This is a genomic window from Thermobacillus sp., from assembly GCF_003390775.1.
GTDB lineage: Bacteria > Bacillota > Bacilli > Paenibacillales > Paenibacillaceae > Thermobacillus > Thermobacillus xylanilyticus.
In genome coordinates, this window is the sequence record NZ_QEWA01000033.1 from 95,390 (window position 1) to 112,762 (window position 17,373).

Below are 17,373 nucleotides of genomic sequence, written 5' to 3' on the forward strand. Positions count from 1 at the left end.
CTACTTCTCTCCCATCCATTCCCTGAGCAGCCGCATTTGCCGGTCCAGCGGCAGTTCGTCCGTCTCCGGCGTCTCGAGTATGACGGGCAGGCTGCTCAGCTCCGGCGCGGCCAGCAGCCGGCGGAAGCCGTCCGCTCCGATCCGGCCCGCGCCGAGCGGCGCGTGGCGGTCGATCCGCCGCCCGCTCTCGTGGAGCGAATCGTTCGCATGCACGGCGGCCAGATGATCGAAATACCCCAGCTCCCGCGCCCGGCGGCACCATTCCGCTTCATTCCGGCCGTTCCACTGGCCGCTGGCGAACAGGTGGCAGGTGTCGAGGCAGAAACCGACGCGTTCCGGATAGGCGCACAGCCGCCGAATCTGGACAAGCTCTTCGAGCGTCGTCCCCATCGGCGCGTGGTCGCCGGCCTGGTTCTCGAGGAGCAGCTTCGCGGCGCCCTCCCACCGTCCGAGCACCGCATTCAGCGCCTCGATGATGAGCCGGTAGCCGCCAAGCGGGTCCGCGCCTTTGTAAATGCCGAAATGGACGACAACACCGATCGAGCCGTTGGCTTCGGCGATTTCCAGGTCATTCAGGAGCGATGCCGCCATGCGCGCGCGCTGCTCCGGCCGCTCCGCCGCCAGGTTGACCGGATACGGCGCGTGCGCGATCGAAACGATGCCGCGCTCGCGGCAATATTCGGCGCAGCGGCGGGCGTCGGCGCGGTCGAACGCCTTTAGCCCCAAGGCGCGCGGATTTTTCGGAAAATATTGAAACGCCGTGCATCCGAGCCTGGCCGCGCGGACGGCCGCTTCCGCGTAGCCGCCGCGGATGCTTACATGGCAGCCGATCCGCATGGATCAAGGTTCCGGTTGGCAAACCGGGCAGAAGAATGTCTTCCGGCCGGACACTTCGGTCTTCACGATGGCGCCGCCGCACTTCGGGCACGGTTCCCCTTCCCGGTCGTACACCTGCAGCAGGTTGACGGCCTTGCCTGTCCGCGTGTCCCCCGCGTACAGCGGCATCTCCATGTATCCGCCGTGCGCCGCGGCTTCCTCCAGCACCGTCCGCATCGCGCCATGCAGCCGCTGCCAGCCGGCCGCATCGACCTGCGGCACCGGCACGTCCGGGCGGATGCCCGCCTTGTGCAGCATTTCGTCGGCGTAGCAGTTGCCGATGCCGGCGACGTTGGATTGATCGGTGAGCGCGGGTTTCAGCATGCCGCGCTTGCCCGCGAACCGCGCCGCGAAAGCCGCGGCGTCCAGCCGGCGGTCCATCGGGTCGGGGCCCAGCTCCGCGAGGCGGCCGGCTGCATCCTTCACCGAAAGCAGGTGCAGGTAACCGAGCCGCAGCCCGATGAAATAAAGATTGCCGTTCGGAAATTGGAGCGTAATCTGCGCCGTGCGGTCCGGCCGCTCCTCTTCGGTGCCGAAGAACAGCGAGCCGCCGACCATCAGGTGCAGCAGCAGCCGTTTGCCGTTGTCGAGATGGAAGATGAGATATTTGCCCCGGCGCTCCACGTACCAGACGGCCGATCCGATCGTCTCGCGCGCGAACTCGCCGGGGTCGACATTGATCGATTGCGGCCGCTCGATCTCAACGCCGACAATCCGCTGTCCGCCGATCCGTTCCATGAGCAGTTTGCGATAATGTTCCATTTCCGGCCATTCCGGCATGGTCATTCCTCTTTCGTTCCGTAAGTTCTATCCATCCGCAGCTCTGCGGACGTAATGGGTCGTCAGGCCTCGATCCGCCCCGCCTTTTTCGTCAGCCGCTCGATCCGCCTGCGGATCGCGTCCTGCTCCGCGCGCTTCTTCGCGTCGAAGCGGCCGAGGGACGCCCGCCGCGCGGCGAGCTCCAGCGCGGCCGAGGCGTAGCGGAGCGCCTGCTTATAATCTTTGGCCCGATGTTCGTAGTACATCGACAGCTCGATGTGCGCTTCGCCCGAAGCCCACCCCTGACGCTCGGCGGCAAGCGCCGCCTTCTGCCACAATAGCACAGCGCGGCGCCAATTTCCACATTTCTTGTCGCGCGCTGCCAGCGGCAGACACCAGGGGCCGGCCGTCTCCCGGCCGGCCAGCCGCTCGAACAGCGCTTCCGCTTCCTCCGCGCATCCCATCCGATCGAGCCAAAGCCCGGTGCGCAGCAGTTCCTCGTCTTCCTCCGGCAGCGGCACATGCCGGCCGAGGCCGCCGGACAGCAGGCGGCCGAAGCGGATCGCGAGACACGCAAGCGACAGCATGTCCAGCTCGTTGTGCCGGAACACGGCGCCCAGGGGCTCGGGATCTTCGTCCTGCAGAAACCGGAAATAGATCGCCGGCGCCATCGAACCCGGCACGTCGCCCGAGCGGACGATGCCGAGCCGCTCTTCCTCGACATGGCTGAGGCGGAGCGAAGCGAGCGTGTTGCGCCAGATGCTGCGCGAAGGATGGAGAAAATCGAGATGCCACGGTTCGGCTGCCGCGCGGCAGCCGAATCCGTTCATGATGAACCGGCCTTTCAGGAGCGGCCAGTCGAATGTCCGGCCGTTGTAGGTGGCCAGATACGGCCGCTCCGTCAGCTTCACGCGCAGCTCTTCCAGCATCGCGCGTTCTTCCGCCGGATGGCGGATCAGCGTCTGTTCGATGACGAACCGGTCCCCTTCGACGTATCCGATGCCGGTCATGAACGGCACGTTGCCCGCGCCGACGCCCAGCCCGGTCGTCTCCAGGTCGAGGAACAGGATGCGCTCGGCCTCCGGCGCGGGGCCGTTGCCGCCGCTGCACAGCGCGGCCAGCGCATGGGCGCATTCGGCCAGTTCATCGAGCCGGTGAAAGCCGTGCCGGTGATCGAGCGGATAGTCGACCCGGCGGACAAGGCATTCGCCGGCTTCATTGACGAGGCGCGTCACGCCGAGCGCCGTCCACGCCGGGTCGAGTGCGGGGCTGACGCTGTCCGCGTGCCGAAGATCGCCGGCCTCCGGCGCCGGTACGGCCCCGGCTGCATCCGGCTGCCGGCATTCCGGCTGCCCCCCGCCCGTTCCGTTCGGGCTCGCTCCCCCGCCGCCCGGCTGCGCGCCGGCCGAACCGCGCAGCCGGTTCATCCGCTCGCGCAGACTGCTCACGGCGCCCCCACCGCCGTTTCCTCGAGCAGCTGCAGCGCCTGGCTCTTGCCGAGCAGGCCGACCTCCTCGATCGGCCCGACACAGGCCGGGCAGCCGCTCAGGCAGGTGCAGCCGCGGATGAGCTGCCTCGCCCGTTCAAGCAGTTCGTCGTGCAATTCGAACAGCCGCTCGGAGAGGCCAATGCCGCCGGGATAGCGGTCGTAGAAATAGATCGTCGGCCGCTTCATGTGCACCGACTTCACCTGCGGATAGACGCGGATGTCGAACGGATCGCACATCAGGTAGAGCGGCGCGATGTGGATAAGCACGTTCGCAATGCCGAGCAGCGCGCTCTGCATCGCATTCGTTCCGAGGCGCGCCGCCGCCTCCTCGCTGAACGAGAACCAATAGCCGCTCGTATGCAGTTCTTCCTCGGGCAGATGAATCGGTCCGGAACCGATGTTCTCGTGGGTGCGGAGGCGGATTTTTTTGAAAATCGTCGGCCGCGCGTTCACTGTCACTTCGCCGTACTGCCGCACGATGCCGCCGCTCTCCGCCTCCCGGTCGACATGGAGCACCTTCAGTTCCACGGCCATGTTCGCATCGGTGAAATAATCGACGCTCACTTCGCGGACGTAAGCTTTTTTCTCCGGATAGTCGAGCTTCTCCACCTGGTACTGCACGCCTTCGTGGATGTAGATCGCTTCCTCGTGGATGAGCGTCGGCGCGCTGAACCGGTCGACTTCGCCGATGACACGGCTGCCGTTCGTGATGTCGATGATGACGAAATTCTCCTGCGCCGCCGAGCGAAGCGAAATGTTGTTCGCCGGGAACGACTGCGCCATCCAGTACCAGCGGTCCTTCACCCGGTGCAGCACCTGCTCCTCGACGAGAAACTCCAGCATGTCCTCGAGCTTCTCGCAGCCGAACGTTTCGCCCTTCTCGAACGGCAGCTCGTAGGCCGCGCATTTCACGTGGTCGATCAGGATGAGCAGGTTGTCGGGATGGATGAGCGCGCGCTCCGGCGGCCGGTTGAGGAAGAATTCCGGGTTCTGGATTACATACTGGTCCAGCGGGTTGCTGCTCGCGACGAGGAACGTCACGGCTGTCCCGTGCCGGCGGCCGGCCCGGCCCGACTGCTGCCAGGTGCTCGCGATCGTGCCCGGATAGCCGTTGATGACGCACGCCTGCAGCTGGCCGATGTCGATGCCGAGCTCCAGCGCGTTCGTGCTGACGACGCCGAGGATCTCGCCATTGCGCAGGCCGCGCTCGATCTCGCGCCGCTGTTTCGGCAGGTAGCCGCCGCGGTAGCCGCGGATCTGCTTGCCGCCGGGCAGCTGCTTCACCGCGTCCTGCAGGTAGGTCAGCAGAATTTCGACCCGGACGCGGCTGCGGGCGAAGACGATCGTCTGAACCCCCTGGCGGAGAAGCATCGCGGCGAGCCGCTGCGTCTCGAGCACGCTGCTGCGCCGGATGCCGAGCTGCTGGTTGACGACCGGCGGGTTGTAGAAGATGAAATGCTTCTCACCGGACGGCGCGCCGTTGTTGTCGATGACCTGCACCTTGTCGCCGATGAGCCGCTCCGCGTGCTCGCCGGGATTGTCGATCGTCGCCGAGGCGCAGAGGAAGATCGGGTTCGAGCCGTAGAACCGGCAGATCCGTCTGAGGCGCCGGATGACGTTCGCGACGTGGCTGCCGAAGACGCCGCGGTAGGCGTGCAGCTCATCCAGCACGATATATTTCACGTTCTCGAACAGTTTGACCCATTTCGTATGGTGCGGCAGAATTGCGGCGTGCAGCATGTCCGGGTTCGTCACGACGATGTGCCCCGCGTTCCGGATCGCCTGCCGGACCGTCGGGGGCGTGTCGCCGTCGTAGGTATGCGTCTTGATGTCCGCCTCCATCAGATCGGCCAGCTGCTGCAGCTCGGCGACCTGATCCTGCGCGAGCGCCTTCGTCGGGAACAGGTAGAGCGCCCGCACGCCGTTGTCCTCCAGCAGCGCCTGCAGGACGGGCAGGTTGTAGCAGAGCGTCTTGCCGGAAGCGGTCGGCGTGACCGTCACGATGTTCCGGCCGGCAAGCACGGCCTCGAAGGCCGACGCCTGGTGGGAATAAAGCCGGTCGATCCCCTTCGCGCGGAGCGCCGCCTCCAGCTTGGGGTGCAATCCGCGCGGCAGCGGCGCGTACACCGCTTCGCGCGCCGGAATCGTCTCCCAGTGCGTGACGTTGTTCATGATCTCGGGGCGGCTGCGAAGATCGTTCAGCCATTCGTCCAGATTTTCTGCCTTGCCGGTCCAACGGTTCATTGCATCTGCTCCCATGCTTTACGCACTTTACTCCATTGTACAGAATATATGTTCGCCCTGCAACGCTTCGCCGGAAAGACCGCTCACACCATGTCAACGATTGGCCCGCCTTCCCGGCGATTCCGAAGTGCCTCAAGTCATAAGCACCTTGCGCGCGATCCATCCTAATCGCGTAAATCCGCGTTCTCCGGCTTGCCGTGCCGGGAAGCGGTCAAATCCTTCACGAGGTGATGAAGCCGTGGCCAAACCGGACAATCGCGAAGACAACGTGCCTCGCCTGCAGAAGGCGATCACGAACACGATTCGCAACATGAGGGAAGCCGAAGAATATCTCGACGAGCACGCGAGCGAGATCGGCGATGAAGAGCGGAGACGGATCGAAGCGAAGAACGAGCGGCGGCGGGAAAGCCTTGCCGGCCTTCGCTCCGAAATCCGGGACGAAGCAAATTTTCAGCGCGAACAAGGGGAATGACGCTGTTACGTTCTCCGCTTGTGCGGCAGCTGAACGGTGAGGAAATCGCGGGCCGCGGCGGATGACGGAAAGACTTCCCGGGCTTCCGCTTCCAGCCGCGGCAGATCTTCGTCCCGGTAGCGGCCGCTGAAATGTGTGAGCAGGAGCCGCGCGGCCCGCGCATCGCGCGCGGTGCGCGCCGCTTCCGCCGTCGTGCTGTGCCCGTATTCGGCCGCCTTGTCGGCGAGCGCCGCTTCGAACGTCGCTTCGTGCACGACGAGATCGGCGCCTTCGGCCAGCCTGACCGCCGCATCGCACGGCGTCGTATCGCCGAGGATGGCGATGATCCGCCCCGGAATCGGCGGTCCGACGACGTCGGCGGCGCGGATGACGCGGCCGTCCGGCAGCGTCGCATCCTCTCCCCGCTTGAGCTGCGCATACAGGGGCCCCTGCGGCACGCCAAGTTCGGCCAGCTTCGCGGCGTCCAGCTTTCCCGGCCTCGGCCGCTCCTCGATCCGGTAGCCGTAGCAGGCGATCCGATGGTTCAGCGGCGCGGCCGTGACCGTAAATTGGTCATCTTCATGGACGACTCCGCCGTCTTCGTCGATTTCCCGGATTTCCAGTTCGTAATGCACATGGGCCCCCGTGACGGTGAACGTCGTCTCGAGCCAGTGCCGGATGCCCCGCGGGCCGTGAAGCGTGAGCGGCGTTTCGCAGCCCATCGAGGAACGGCTGCCGAGCAGCCCCGGAAGCCCGAAGACATGGTCGCCGTGCAGGTGCGTCACGAAGATGCGCTCCAGCTTGCAGAGCTTCAATCCGGCGCGGAGCAGCTGATGCTGCGTCCCTTCGCCGCAGTCGAACAGCCAGAACGTGCCGCGCTGCGGCGGCATCGCAAGCGCCGACGCCGTCACGTTCCGTCCTTCCGCGGGCCGTCCGGCCGCCGTTCCGAGCATGGTCAGTTCCATCCGACACACCTCCGTATCCAGTGTAGCCGATCGCCGTCGAGCCTACTCGGCCGCGGGTCCGGTGATCGAGAAATCCCCCGCACGCTGCCGTGCGGGGGATTGGTCCGTCATTTGTCCACGTTGAAATATTGGGCTTCCGGATGCGCGAACACCATCGCGCTGACCGACGCTTCCGGCTCCATCATATACCCTTCCGTCAGTTCCACGCCGATATCCTCCGGATGCATGAGCTTGAACAGCTTCTCCTGGTCTTCCAGGTTCGGGCAGGCCGGGTAGCCGAACGACACCCGGATGCCCTGATAGCGGGCCGCGAACCGCTGTTTCATCGTCATTTCCGGCGGGTCCGGGAATCCCCAGACGTCGCGCATCATCTGGTGGACGCGCTCCGCGAGCCCTTCCGACGTCTCGAGGGCGAGCGCCTGCAGCGCGTGCGAGCGGAAGTAGTCGCCCCGCTCTTTCGCCTCTTCCGCCAGCCCGCGCACGCCTCGTCCGGCCGTGACGACGAGGAAGCCGACAACATCCATGACGCCGCTTTCGACCGGTTTCAGGAAATCGGCCAGGCACAGGAACGGTTCGGTCCGCTGGCGCGGGAACGAGAACCGCTCAATGATTTCCCCGCTGCCCGCCGGGTCGTAGATCAGAATGTCGTTGCCGTCCGACTGCGCCGGGAAGAAGCGATACATCGCATCGAGCCTGAGTGTCTTCTTCTCAGCTGCTTCGCGGATCAGCCCGTCCACCGCTTCCTTCAGCTGCACCGCCTTCTCGTCTCCGGCAGCGAGCAGGTCGCTGACGGTGCCGCGCAGACCGAGATGGTGGCCGAGCAGCATCTGCATGTTGATGTACGGCACGATCTGGCTGATCGGAATATCGCGCAGCACGCGCCGCTCGAAATCCGGCGGCATGAATACGGGGACGTTCTGCGAAACGTTCGAGCGTACGTTCGCCGGTGCCGCCTCCTCCCGTTCCCGTTCCCGCGATTCAGCCAAAGACGCCTTCAACTCCCGATGTTCTTCCTCCAATTCGCGCCGGGCATCGGGGTCCATCAGCTTGTTCGCCAGTTCGAGGCCGTTCATCGCGTCCTTCGCGTACAGCACCAGCCCGTCGTACTCCGGCGCGATGCGCGTCTTCGTGAACTTGCGCGTAAGCGCCGCGCCGCCGACGAGAATCGGCGTGTCGATGCCGGCCGCCTTCAGATCCTGCGCCGTCGTCACCATCTGCTGCGCCGACTTGACGAGCAGGCCGGACAGGCCGATGATGTCGGCGTTCTCCCGCCGCTGCGCCTCGATGATCGCTTCCGGCGGCACTTTGATGCCGAGGTTCACGATTTCGTATCCGTTGTTGGACAGAATGATCTCGACGAGATTTTTGCCGATGTCATGCACGTCGCCCTTGACGGTCGCGAGCATGATTTTGCCCTTGACGCTCGTCTCGGTTTTCTCCATGTGCGGCTCGAGGTACGAGACGGACGCCTTCATCACTTCGGCGCTCTGCAGCACTTCGGCGACGATCAGCTCGTTGTTGTTGAACAGCCGGCCGACTTCCTCCATGCCGCGCATAAGCGGGCCGTTGATGATGTCGAGCGGCGCATATTTCTTGAGCGCCTCGTCGAGATCGGCGAACAGGCCGTCCTTCGAACCTTCGACCACGTAATTCGCGAGCCGCTCTTCCAGCGGGAGATCCGCCGTGTTCTTCGCCTTCTTCTCGACGGTCTTGTCGCGGAAAGCGGCGACGAACGCGGCGAGCGTCTCGTCGTTCGTATCGTAAATGAGCGCTTCGGCGAGCTTGCGCTCATGCTCCGGAATCGAGGCGTAGCGTTCCAGCCGCTCCGTGTTGACGATGGCGTAGTCAAGCCCCGCCTTCGTGCATTCGTAGAGGAACACGGAGTTGAGCACTTCGCGTCCTGCCGGCGGCAGGCCGAACGAGACGTTGCTGATGCCGAGGATCGTCTGGCAGCGCGGCATCTCCTGCTTGATGAGCCGAATGCCTTCAATCGTCTCCTTCGCCGAGCCGATGTACTGCTCATCGCCGGTGCCGACCGGGAAGACGAGCGGGTCGAAAATGATGTCCTCCGGCTGCAGCCCGTATTTGTTGACGAGCAGGTCATACGACCGCCGCGCCACCTCCAGCTTCGCATCGCGCGCGATCGCCTGGCCCCGTTCGTCGATGGTGCCGACGACGACCGCCGCGCCGTATTTTTGGACGAGCGGCACGACCCGCTGGAACTTCTCTTCACCGTCTTCAAGGTTGATCGAGTTGATGATCGCCTTGCCCTGCGAGAACTTGAGCGACGCTTCGATGACCCGCGGATCGGTCGTGTCGATGACGAGCGGCACCTTCACTTTCTTTACGACTTGCTCGAGGAAACGGGTCATGTCGGCCAGCTCGTCGCGGTCCGGGTCCTGCAGGCAGACGTCGATGACGTGCGCCCCGTTCTTCACCTGGGCGCGGGCGATCTCGGCCGCTTCCTCGTACTTGCCTTCCGCAATCAGCCTTTTGAACATGCGCGAGCCGAGCACGTTGGTCCGCTCCCCGACGAGGTACGGCCGGTTTTCCGGCTCGATGTACACGGTCTCGATGCCGGAGACGGCCGGCGGATGGCTGCCGGTTTCGGTCCGCGGCTTGTAAGGCGCCAGCGCTTCGGCGAGCGCCCGGATGTGCGCCGGCGTCGTCCCGCAGCAGCCGCCCGCGATGTTGAGCCACCCTTCGCGCGCGAATTGCTCCATCTTCCGCGCGAGCGATTCGGGCGATTCGTGATAATGGCCGTTCTCGTCGGGCAGCCCGGCGTTCGGATAGCAGCTGACGGCCGTCTTGGCGATGGACGCGAGGCTGCGGATGTGATCGCGCATGAATTCCGGACCGGTCGCGCAATTGAGGCCGATCGAGATCGGTTCCAGATGTTCCAGCGAAATATAGAATGATTCAATGTTCTGTCCCGCCAGCGTCGTGCCCATCGGTTCAATCGTGCCGGAGATCATGACGGGCAGCTTCCGTCCGGCTTCCTCGAACGCGCGATGTACGCCGATGCCCGCCGCCTTGACGTTTAACGCATCCTGGCACGTCTCGATGAGCAGCGCGTCGACGCCGCCCTCGATCAAGGCCAGCGCCTGGACATAATAGCTTTCGGCGAGCTCGTCGAACGTGACGCCGCCCGTCACGGACAGCGTCTTCGTCGTCGGCCCCATCGAGCCGGCCACGTAGCGCGGCTTCTCCGGCGTCGAGAACTTCTCCGCCGCTTCGGCCGCAAGCCGGGCCGCGGCGATGTTGATCTCGCGCGCCTTGTCCGCGATGCCGTACTCGGCCAGCACGACGCTCGTCGCGCCGAACGTGTTCGTTTCAATGATATCCGCGCCGGCGTCCAGATACGCCTCGTGGATGCCGCGGATCACATCCGGTCGCGTCAGGACGAGCATCTCGTTGCAGCCTTCCAGCTCTTCGCCGCCGAAATCGGCGGCGGTCAGGTTCGCCTGCTGGATCATCGTCCCCATTGCGCCGTCCAATATGAGAATGCGATGTTTCATCGCTTCCTGCAGGGTCGGTTTCGACATGGGCACACCTTCCGCCAAAAAAGTTAAGCCTTATTCTAGCAGAATGAAAAACGCCTGAAAAGCCCGGACCCATCGACAAACGCGCTGAAATCGTGTATAATTCAGGTTAATGATTGATAAATCCTATTGGAAATGAGGGATTAAGATGGCCGAGATTCGCATCCGCAACACCAACGAGAGAATCACCGGCGAGGAGAATGTGCGCGAATTTCTGAATGGACAAGGTGTCCTCTACGAGCACTGGGATACGTCCAAACTGCCGGAGCATCTGCGGGAAAAATTCGTGCTGAGCGATGAGGAGAAGAACGAAATCCTCCAAGCGTATGACGCGGAGATCCGCGATCTCGCCGGCCGGCGCGGCTATCAGACGTGGGACGTCATTTCCCTGTCCGACGCGACGCCGAACCTGGATGAGCTGCTGAAGAAATTCGAACAGGTGCATACGCACACCGAGGACGAAGTCCGCGCCATCGTGGCAGGCAAAGGCATCTTCATCATCAAGGGCAAGCCGGAAGTCGGCTACTTCGACGTCGAGCTGGAAGCAGGCGATGTCATCTCCGTTCCGGAAGGCAATCCGCACTACTTCACGCTGATGGAAAACCGTCAGATCGTCGCCGTGCGTCTGTTCATCGAGCCGGCGGGCTGGGTCGCCCATCCGTACGAAGATCCGGAATTCCAAAAAGCATAAATTCGGCCTTACATGTTCGGAAGCCATCCGCCCAAGCCCCTTTCGGCAAGGAGCGGATGGCTTCTTCGCTGCTTACAGCCGCTCAAGCAGCGCCGGCAGTTCGCGCAGCGAACGGATTTCGCAGGCCGGTTCAATCTCGCCGGACCGCTTGAGACCGTGCCGGTTGATCCATACCGAATCCATGCCGACGGTGTTCGCGCCGAGAATGTCGGTCGTCAGCTTGTCGCCGACCATGACGCCGGCATCCGGCCCGATACCGAGCAGCGACAGCGCATGACGGAAGATTGATGCCGCGGGCTTGCCTTCCCCGAATTCGCCCGAGATGACGATATGGTCGAAGTACGGCGCGAGCTCCGGTACGCCGGCCAGCTTCTCGCGCTGCAGATCGGGCGATCCGTTCGTCAAGAGCAGCAGCTTGTAGCGGCCGCGCAGCCGATCCAGCACTTCGAACGTCTCGTCGTAGACGAGCGGCCGCGCCCGGCGCTCCGCCGGGAACCGTTCGGCCAATTCTTCGCCGAGCCGCTCATCCTCGATGCCGATGCCGCGCAGGCCGCGGATCCACGATTCACGGCGATAGGCCGGCGCAAGCGCCTCGAGCTTGCGGAACTCCTCCTGCTCTCCCTCGCGAAAACGCGCCCACAGCCCTTCGAACGGATTGATGCCGATCCGTTGGGTGAACGGATAGGTTTCGTAGGATTCGTACAGCGCTCGCGCTTCCCGGCGAACCGACGCTTCCAGCTTCTCCGGATCCGCGCCGGTCCGCTCTTGCGCATACCGGCAGACCGCCTCGAACGCCTCCTTCACGCTGCGTTCGTCCCACAGCAGCGTATCATCCAGGTCGAACAGTACCGCTTGTTTTGCCATCCGGTTTCTCTCCCGTCATTACTTTTTCTTGTCTTTCTGCTGCTCGGTGTAGGGAATGCGGTTATCCTCCGCAAACCGCTGCAGCCGGTCGGCCATCTCGTCGATCGGATACCGGTTCAGCATGCGCGAGAATACCCAGTTGCCGCCCTTCTTCGGCTCGATGATGATGTATCCCGGACGGATGACGGTAATCGCCTTGATCGCGCTTGCCGTCAGCGTCTTGTCGCCGGTAAATTTGCGCGTGCCGACGAAATCCCTTCCCACGAGCAGATAGGGCCGTCGGAACCAGAACAGCGCCGCCAACGCCAGATAACACGCGACCGTCAGCCAGAAGATCGGCGTCTCGAACGGATTCGTCGTGTTCGGATCGTCCGCGGGAATCGTCATCATATAAATGTAGAAGCCGATGAACAGGATCAACAAAGCCGGCAAGACGTAATTGCGTCCCCTGTAGCGGTCCGTCACCGCTCCCGGCGAAGCGACGGCTTTGAGACCGGCTTTCTTGCGCCGTTTGTTCAGCTGTTCCGTGTTCTTGCGGACTTTCCGTTCCCAAGAGCGGGACATGCCAGCTCCCCCTTCTATACGCTAATGCTTCAACGTGCCGCCTGTTTCATCCGTCCAGCGGATCGCGTCGAGCTGCTGTTTCAGATTGCTTCGGAAACGCGCCAGATATTGCCTGCGCAGCTTGTCCCGCTCCGCCGTCTCTTCCGGCGTGAGACCGATCGTCTTGTGCTTGCGGGCAAGCTCGTTGATGCGCGCCGTCAATTCGTCCATGCGTGATGTGCCTCCCATACCCCTGACATACCACACCTTACTTTGACATCCCGGCCGGATCGTTGTCAAGCCGACAACAAAACAAAAACAACCCGGAAACGGCTTGAACCGTTCCCGGGCCAATCCATCGGCAATCGACAGGGACGCTCCCGTCTTCCGCTTCCGCACCGGATCAGCGGCCGGACCAATCCGGGATGACGAGCTGCTGTCCCGCTTGGATCACACTGCCGTCCAGACCGTTGCGCTTCCGGATTTCATAGACGGCGCGGCGCGTGTCCATCCCTTCCGCCTTCGCCGCTGCGGCGATCTCCCACAGCGTCTCGCCGGCATCCACGACAATGACCGATTCCGCGGGAGCCGGTTCGGCCGGCACCCGTTCCGACGCGCCGGTTCCCATGATCATGAAACCCGCGCTGACCAGCACGATGAACAGCATGGCTGCGGCATAACGCATGAAAGTGATCCGTTCCCCGCTCGCCGCGCGTTGCCTGCGAACCGCGGAAGTCTGTCCAACTTCGCCAGGACGGCTTTCTTGGATGGAACGATAGGACCGGCATTCACTTACATACATCATGGCCAACACCCCAAACAAACGTTCTCGTTTTGTAATCCCATCATAACACGAACATCTGTTTGCCGTCAATCATTTTTAGAACATTTGTTCCGGGAATGCATGTTCCCGCTTTGAGCCGTCCGCCGGATTTCCTGCAAAAATGCGAACCTGTGTTTTCGAGAACGAATGTTTGTGCGAACTCGGGTTCTGTGCTATAATTTGGTGTAACCAATATTTGATGGAGTGAATGCCGTGTCCAGAATATCCAACCGCCAGCAAGCCATACTGGAATTCATTAAACGGGAAGTCCGGGAGAAAGGCTATCCCCCTTCCGTTCGGGAAATCGGTGAAGCCGTCGGCCTTGCTTCCAGCTCGACCGTCCACGGCCACCTGGATCGGCTGGAGAAGAAGGGACTCATCCGCCGCGATCCGACCAAACCGCGCGCGATCGAAATATTGGATGACGACAACGAAGATCAGCTGCCGTTCCCGCTCGCCGTCACCCGCGTCCCGGTCGTCGGCAAGGTAACGGCCGGCGCGCCGATCACGGCGACGGAGAACATCGAGGAATATTTCCCCCTCCCCGCCCATTTCACCGGTGATGACGATGTGTTCATGCTTACGGTCAAGGGCGACAGCATGATCGAAGCCGGCATCCACGACGGCGACTATGTCATCGTGCGCCAGCAGCAGACGGCGCAGAACGGCGACATCGTCGTCGCGATGACGGAAGACGACGAAGCAACCGTCAAGACGTTCTACAAGGAGCGCGACCATATCCGGCTGCAGCCCGAGAACCCGGCGATGGAGCCGATCCGGCTGAAACATGTCACGATTCTCGGCAAAGTCATCGGATTGTTCCGCAGCATCCGTTGAATACGGCGCCCGAATATTGAAGCCCCGCTTGTCCGGCAGCGATGCCGAACTTGCGGGGCTTTTCCTTTGCTCTTATTCATCAATACAGCGTCAAATATTGATCGCGTTCCCACTGGTGAACCTGCATGCGGTACATGTCCCATTCGATTTCCTTCAGTTCGTAGAAATAGGACAGGGCGTGATCCCCCAGCGCCTCGCAGATCACTTCGTCGCGGATCAGCTCGTCCAGCGCTTCGCGCAGGCTCGAGGGCAGCATCTGGATGCCTTCTTCGATCCGTTCCTCCTCGGTCATGACATAGATGTTCCGGTTCGTCGGCGCCGGCAGTCTCATCCGGTTCTTGATGCCGTCAAGTCCGGCCTTGAGCATGACCGCGAGGCAAAGGTACGGATTGGCCGCCGGATCGGGGTTGCGCACCTCGATCCGCGTGCTCAGCCCCCGCGACGCCGGAATGCGCACCATCGGGCTCCGGTTGCTCGCCGACCAGGCGACATAGTTCGGCGCTTCATAGCCGGGCACAAGCCGCTTGTACGAATTGACGGTCGGATTCGTAACGGCCGCGAACCCGCGGGCGTGATGCAGCACCCCGGCCATGAACCAGCGCGCGGTATCGCTCAGACCGAGCGGATCGTCCGGATCGTAGAACGCGTTCTCGCCGTCCCGGAACAGCGAAAGATGGCAGTGCATGCCCGATCCGTTCACGCCGAACAGCGGCTTCGGCATGAACGTCGCATGCAGGCCGTGCTGCCGCGCAACCGTCTTGACGACGAGCTTGAACGTCTGAATCCGGTCCGCCGCCGTTACCGCATCGGAATACTTGAAGTCGATCTCGTGCTGGCCGGGCGCGACTTCATGGTGCGAAGCCTCGATCTCGAAGCCCATCTCTTCGAGGGTGAGCACGATTTCCCGGCGGCAGTTCTCGCCGAGGTCGGTCGGCGCGAGGTCGAAATAGCCGCCCTGGTCGTTCACTTCGTGCGTCGGATTGCCGCGCTCGTCGGTTTTGAACAGGAAGAACTCCGGTTCCGGACCGACGTTCATCGTGGAAAAGCCGAGCTCCTCCGCTTCCTTCAGCACCCGTTTCAGAATGCCGCGCGGGTCTCCCGCGAACGGCGTCCCGTCCGGCATGTACACGTCGCAAATCAGACGGGCGACCCGGTCTTCCGTCACCCACGGGAAGACGACCCATGTATCGAGATCGGGATACAGATACATGTCGGACTCCTCGATCCGGACGTAACCCTCGATCGAGGAACCGTCGAACATCATCTTGTTGTCCAGCGCCTTCTCGAGCTGGCTCAGCGGAATTTCAACGTTCTTGATCGTCCCGAGCAGATCCGTGAACTGCAGACGGATGAACCGGACGTTCTGCTCCCGCGCGATGCGCAGGATGTCCTCCTTGGTGTAGCCCATCTTATCCTCTCCTTGCCGCGATTAAGGTTTATTGTTGTAGAACCTGGACAGCTGACCCTGGATGAGCGATGTCCTGCCGGGACGGCGTTCGAGCAGCTGCTGCTTGAGCAGCCGGTGGAGCTGCAGATCCGTCAGTTCGCGGCGTTTGCTTTCCGTCTGCGGCGTAATGACCGTCGCTTCTTCCGATTCCTTTGAAACCGGATTCATCACTTGCTTGATTCCGGCGATGTTGACGCCTTTCTCGATCAGGGACTTGATCTCCAGCAGCCGCTCGACATCGTTGAACGAAAACAGGCGCTGGTTGCCCGAAGTCCGCGCCGGCATGACCAGACCGTGCTGCTCGTAGTAGCGGATTTGGCGGGCGGTCAAATCCGTCAGCTTCATCACGATGCCGATCGGGAAGAGCGCCATGTTTCTGCGGATCTCGTCACCCATGCCGCATCAACCTTCCAATTTTTTGTAGTATGGGTACTCGTATCGACACGAATAAAACGTGTCAAGAAATGTTAGGTTTAATTACAATGTTAGACCGTTCGGCAAGCCGTGTCAAGGCGGAAAGCACCCCAAGTTTTGCGTGCGCGTACGTCAGCCCGCCCTGCATATACGCGATATACGGCTCCCGGATCGGCGCGTCGGCCGAAAGTTCCAGGCTTCCGCCCTGCACGAACGCGCCGGCCGCCATGATGACGGGATGCGCATATCCCGGCATGTCGCCCGGTTCCGGCACGGCGTGCGCGTCGACGGCCGCCGCCTGCTGGATGCCCTGCACGAAGGCGATGAGCGAGTCGGCCGAATCGAACCGGACGGCCTGAATCAGATCGGTTCTCGGCTCGTTCCAGCGCGGTTTCGACTCGAAGCCCAGCTCCTCGAACATGGCAGCGGCAAAAATGCTCCCTTTCACCGCCTGCCCTACCATGTGCGGCGCAAGGAAAAATCCATGGAACATCCAGCGCTGCATGCCGGCCGTCGCGCCGACTTCGCCGCCGATGCCGGGCGCGGTCAGCCGGCCGGCCGCCTTCTCCACGAGATCGGCCCGGCCGCAGATGTAGCCGCCGGACAGCGCCAGCCCGCCGCCGGGATTTTTGATCAGCGAGCCGGCCATCAGATCGACGCCGACCTCCGTCGGCTCCGTCTCCTCGGTAAATTCGCCGTAGCAATTGTCGACGAAGACGATGGCGTCGGGCTTGACCGCCTTCACCCGGCGCACCATCTCGCCGATCTCGTCCACGGTGAACGATGCGCGCCAGTCGTAGCCGCGCGACCGCTGGATGGCGATGACGCGGGTCCGCTCGCCGATCGCGTCCAGCACGGCGTCCCAGTTGACGCGGCCGCCTTCGGCCAGCGGCACCTCCCGGTAGCCGATGCCGAAATCGCGCAGCGATCCCTTGCCGTCTCCCGGCTCGCCGATCACTTTGTGCAGCGTGTCATACGGCCGCCCGGTCATGTAGAGCAGTTCGTCCCCCGGCCGGAGCACGCCGAACAGCGCGCAGCTGATCGTATGCGTGCCGGATGCGAAATGCGGCCGCACGAGCGCCGCCTCCGCGCCGAACACGTCGGCATACACCCGGTCGAGCGCCTCGCGCCCGCTGTCATTGTATCCGTATCCGGTTGAACCGTTCAGATGAAAATCGCTCACCTTGTGGCGCTGAAACGCGCGGATCACTTTCCACTGGTTCCGTTCCGCGATCCGGTCGGCCTCGCGGAGCCGCGGGGCGATCCGCTCTTCCACCGCCTCGGCGAGACGGAGCAGTTCGCTGTCAATGCCGTGAATCATCCAGTCTCCATCCCATCGCTTCATAATTGTCAGACCCATTAAAGCACATTTCGTTTCCGGTAATCAATCGCAAGGCGGCGAAACAGAATAGCCAGGTCCGGAACGAA

16 protein-coding genes are annotated in these 17,373 nt (G+C 62.9%); 3 read left to right on the top strand and 13 right to left on the bottom strand.

Annotation, left to right across the window (positions count from 1 at the left end):
* The 4 genes from C6W55_RS06590 to C6W55_RS06605 all read right to left on the bottom strand — a co-directional run bounded on the left by C6W55_RS06590 (position 1) and on the right by C6W55_RS06605 (position 5,368).
* A complete protein-coding gene (locus C6W55_RS06590; protein ID WP_286892020.1) occupies positions 1–837 on the bottom strand; it encodes a deoxyribonuclease IV in 837 nt (278 codons plus the stop codon).
* 3 nt (positions 838–840) lie between these two features.
* Positions 841–1,656, bottom strand: a complete 816-nt coding sequence (locus C6W55_RS06595) for an Fpg/Nei family DNA glycosylase (RefSeq protein WP_015254620.1) — start codon at positions 1,654–1,656, stop codon at positions 841–843.
* Between the two features lie 62 nt (positions 1,657–1,718).
* The gene (locus tag C6W55_RS06600) at positions 1,719–3,083 is read right to left on the bottom strand and encodes a ribonuclease H-like domain-containing protein (protein WP_286892021.1); all 1,365 of its coding nucleotides are present in this window, start codon (positions 3,081–3,083) and stop codon (positions 1,719–1,721) included.
* Positions 3,080–5,368, bottom strand: a complete 2,289-nt coding sequence (locus C6W55_RS06605; protein ID WP_015254622.1) for a DEAD/DEAH box helicase — start codon at positions 5,366–5,368, stop codon at positions 3,080–3,082. Before C6W55_RS06605 ends, C6W55_RS06600 begins: the two co-directional genes overlap by 4 nt.
* 238 nt (positions 5,369–5,606) lie before the next feature.
* Between C6W55_RS06605 and tlp the strand changes: the two genes are divergently transcribed.
* Positions 5,607–5,840, top strand: coding sequence for a small acid-soluble spore protein Tlp (gene tlp / locus C6W55_RS06610; RefSeq protein WP_015254623.1), 234 nt, complete (start codon positions 5,607–5,609; stop codon positions 5,838–5,840).
* A 5-nt stretch (positions 5,841–5,845) separates the two neighbouring features.
* On the opposite strand, the gene rnz is transcribed toward tlp, so the two are convergent.
* A complete protein-coding gene (gene rnz / locus C6W55_RS06615; protein WP_286892022.1) occupies positions 5,846–6,784 on the bottom strand; it encodes a ribonuclease Z in 939 nt (312 codons plus the stop codon).
* Positions 6,785–6,891: 107 nt separating this feature from the next.
* Entirely contained in the window at positions 6,892–10,329 is a 3,438-nt protein-coding gene (metH, locus tag C6W55_RS06620) for a methionine synthase (RefSeq protein WP_286892023.1), read from the bottom strand.
* 145 nt (positions 10,330–10,474) lie between these two features.
* Between metH and C6W55_RS06625 the strand changes: the two genes are divergently transcribed.
* Positions 10,475–11,017 (top strand): 1,2-dihydroxy-3-keto-5-methylthiopentene dioxygenase, encoded by a 543-nt coding sequence (locus tag C6W55_RS06625; protein ID WP_015254626.1) that lies wholly within the window; start codon positions 10,475–10,477, stop codon positions 11,015–11,017.
* Between the two features lie 72 nt (positions 11,018–11,089).
* On the opposite strand, the gene C6W55_RS06630 is transcribed toward C6W55_RS06625, so the two are convergent.
* The 4 genes from C6W55_RS06630 to C6W55_RS06645 all read right to left on the bottom strand — a co-directional run bounded on the left by C6W55_RS06630 (position 11,090) and on the right by C6W55_RS06645 (position 13,109).
* Positions 11,090–11,881: an HAD family hydrolase gene (locus tag C6W55_RS06630; RefSeq protein ID WP_213483395.1), complete on the bottom strand. Its 792-nt coding sequence runs from the start codon at positions 11,879–11,881 to the stop codon at positions 11,090–11,092.
* An 18-nt stretch (positions 11,882–11,899) separates the two neighbouring features.
* A complete protein-coding gene (locus C6W55_RS06635) occupies positions 11,900–12,445 on the bottom strand; it encodes a hypothetical protein (protein ID WP_286892024.1) in 546 nt (181 codons plus the stop codon).
* A 21-nt stretch (positions 12,446–12,466) separates the two neighbouring features.
* Entirely contained in the window at positions 12,467–12,655 is a 189-nt protein-coding gene (locus C6W55_RS06640; protein ID WP_213483393.1) for a DUF896 domain-containing protein, read from the bottom strand.
* A 172-nt stretch (positions 12,656–12,827) separates the two neighbouring features.
* Positions 12,828–13,109 (bottom strand): LysM peptidoglycan-binding domain-containing protein, encoded by a 282-nt coding sequence (locus C6W55_RS06645; protein WP_213483392.1) that lies wholly within the window; start codon positions 13,107–13,109, stop codon positions 12,828–12,830.
* Between the two features lie 351 nt (positions 13,110–13,460).
* Here C6W55_RS06645 and lexA point away from each other — a divergent pair, with 351 nt between their 5' ends.
* Positions 13,461–14,084 (top strand): transcriptional repressor LexA, encoded by a 624-nt coding sequence (gene lexA / locus C6W55_RS06650; RefSeq protein WP_015254631.1) that lies wholly within the window; start codon positions 13,461–13,463, stop codon positions 14,082–14,084.
* 79 nt (positions 14,085–14,163) lie between these two features.
* Here the strand turns inward: lexA and glnA are convergent, their stop codons facing one another.
* The 3 genes from glnA to C6W55_RS06665 form a co-directional block, all read right to left on the bottom strand.
* Positions 14,164–15,492 carry a type I glutamate--ammonia ligase gene (gene glnA / locus C6W55_RS06655; protein WP_286892025.1) on the bottom strand — a complete coding sequence of 443 codons (1,329 nt, stop codon included), beginning with the start codon at positions 15,490–15,492 and terminating at the stop codon, positions 14,164–14,166.
* Positions 15,493–15,513: 21 nt separating this feature from the next.
* The gene (locus C6W55_RS06660) at positions 15,514–15,927 is read right to left on the bottom strand and encodes a MerR family transcriptional regulator (RefSeq protein WP_015254633.1); all 414 of its coding nucleotides are present in this window, start codon (positions 15,925–15,927) and stop codon (positions 15,514–15,516) included.
* 61 nt (positions 15,928–15,988) lie between these two features.
* Positions 15,989–17,266 (bottom strand): methionine gamma-lyase family protein, encoded by a 1,278-nt coding sequence (locus tag C6W55_RS06665; protein ID WP_286892026.1) that lies wholly within the window; start codon positions 17,264–17,266, stop codon positions 15,989–15,991.
* Positions 17,267–17,373: the final 107 nt, after the last annotated feature.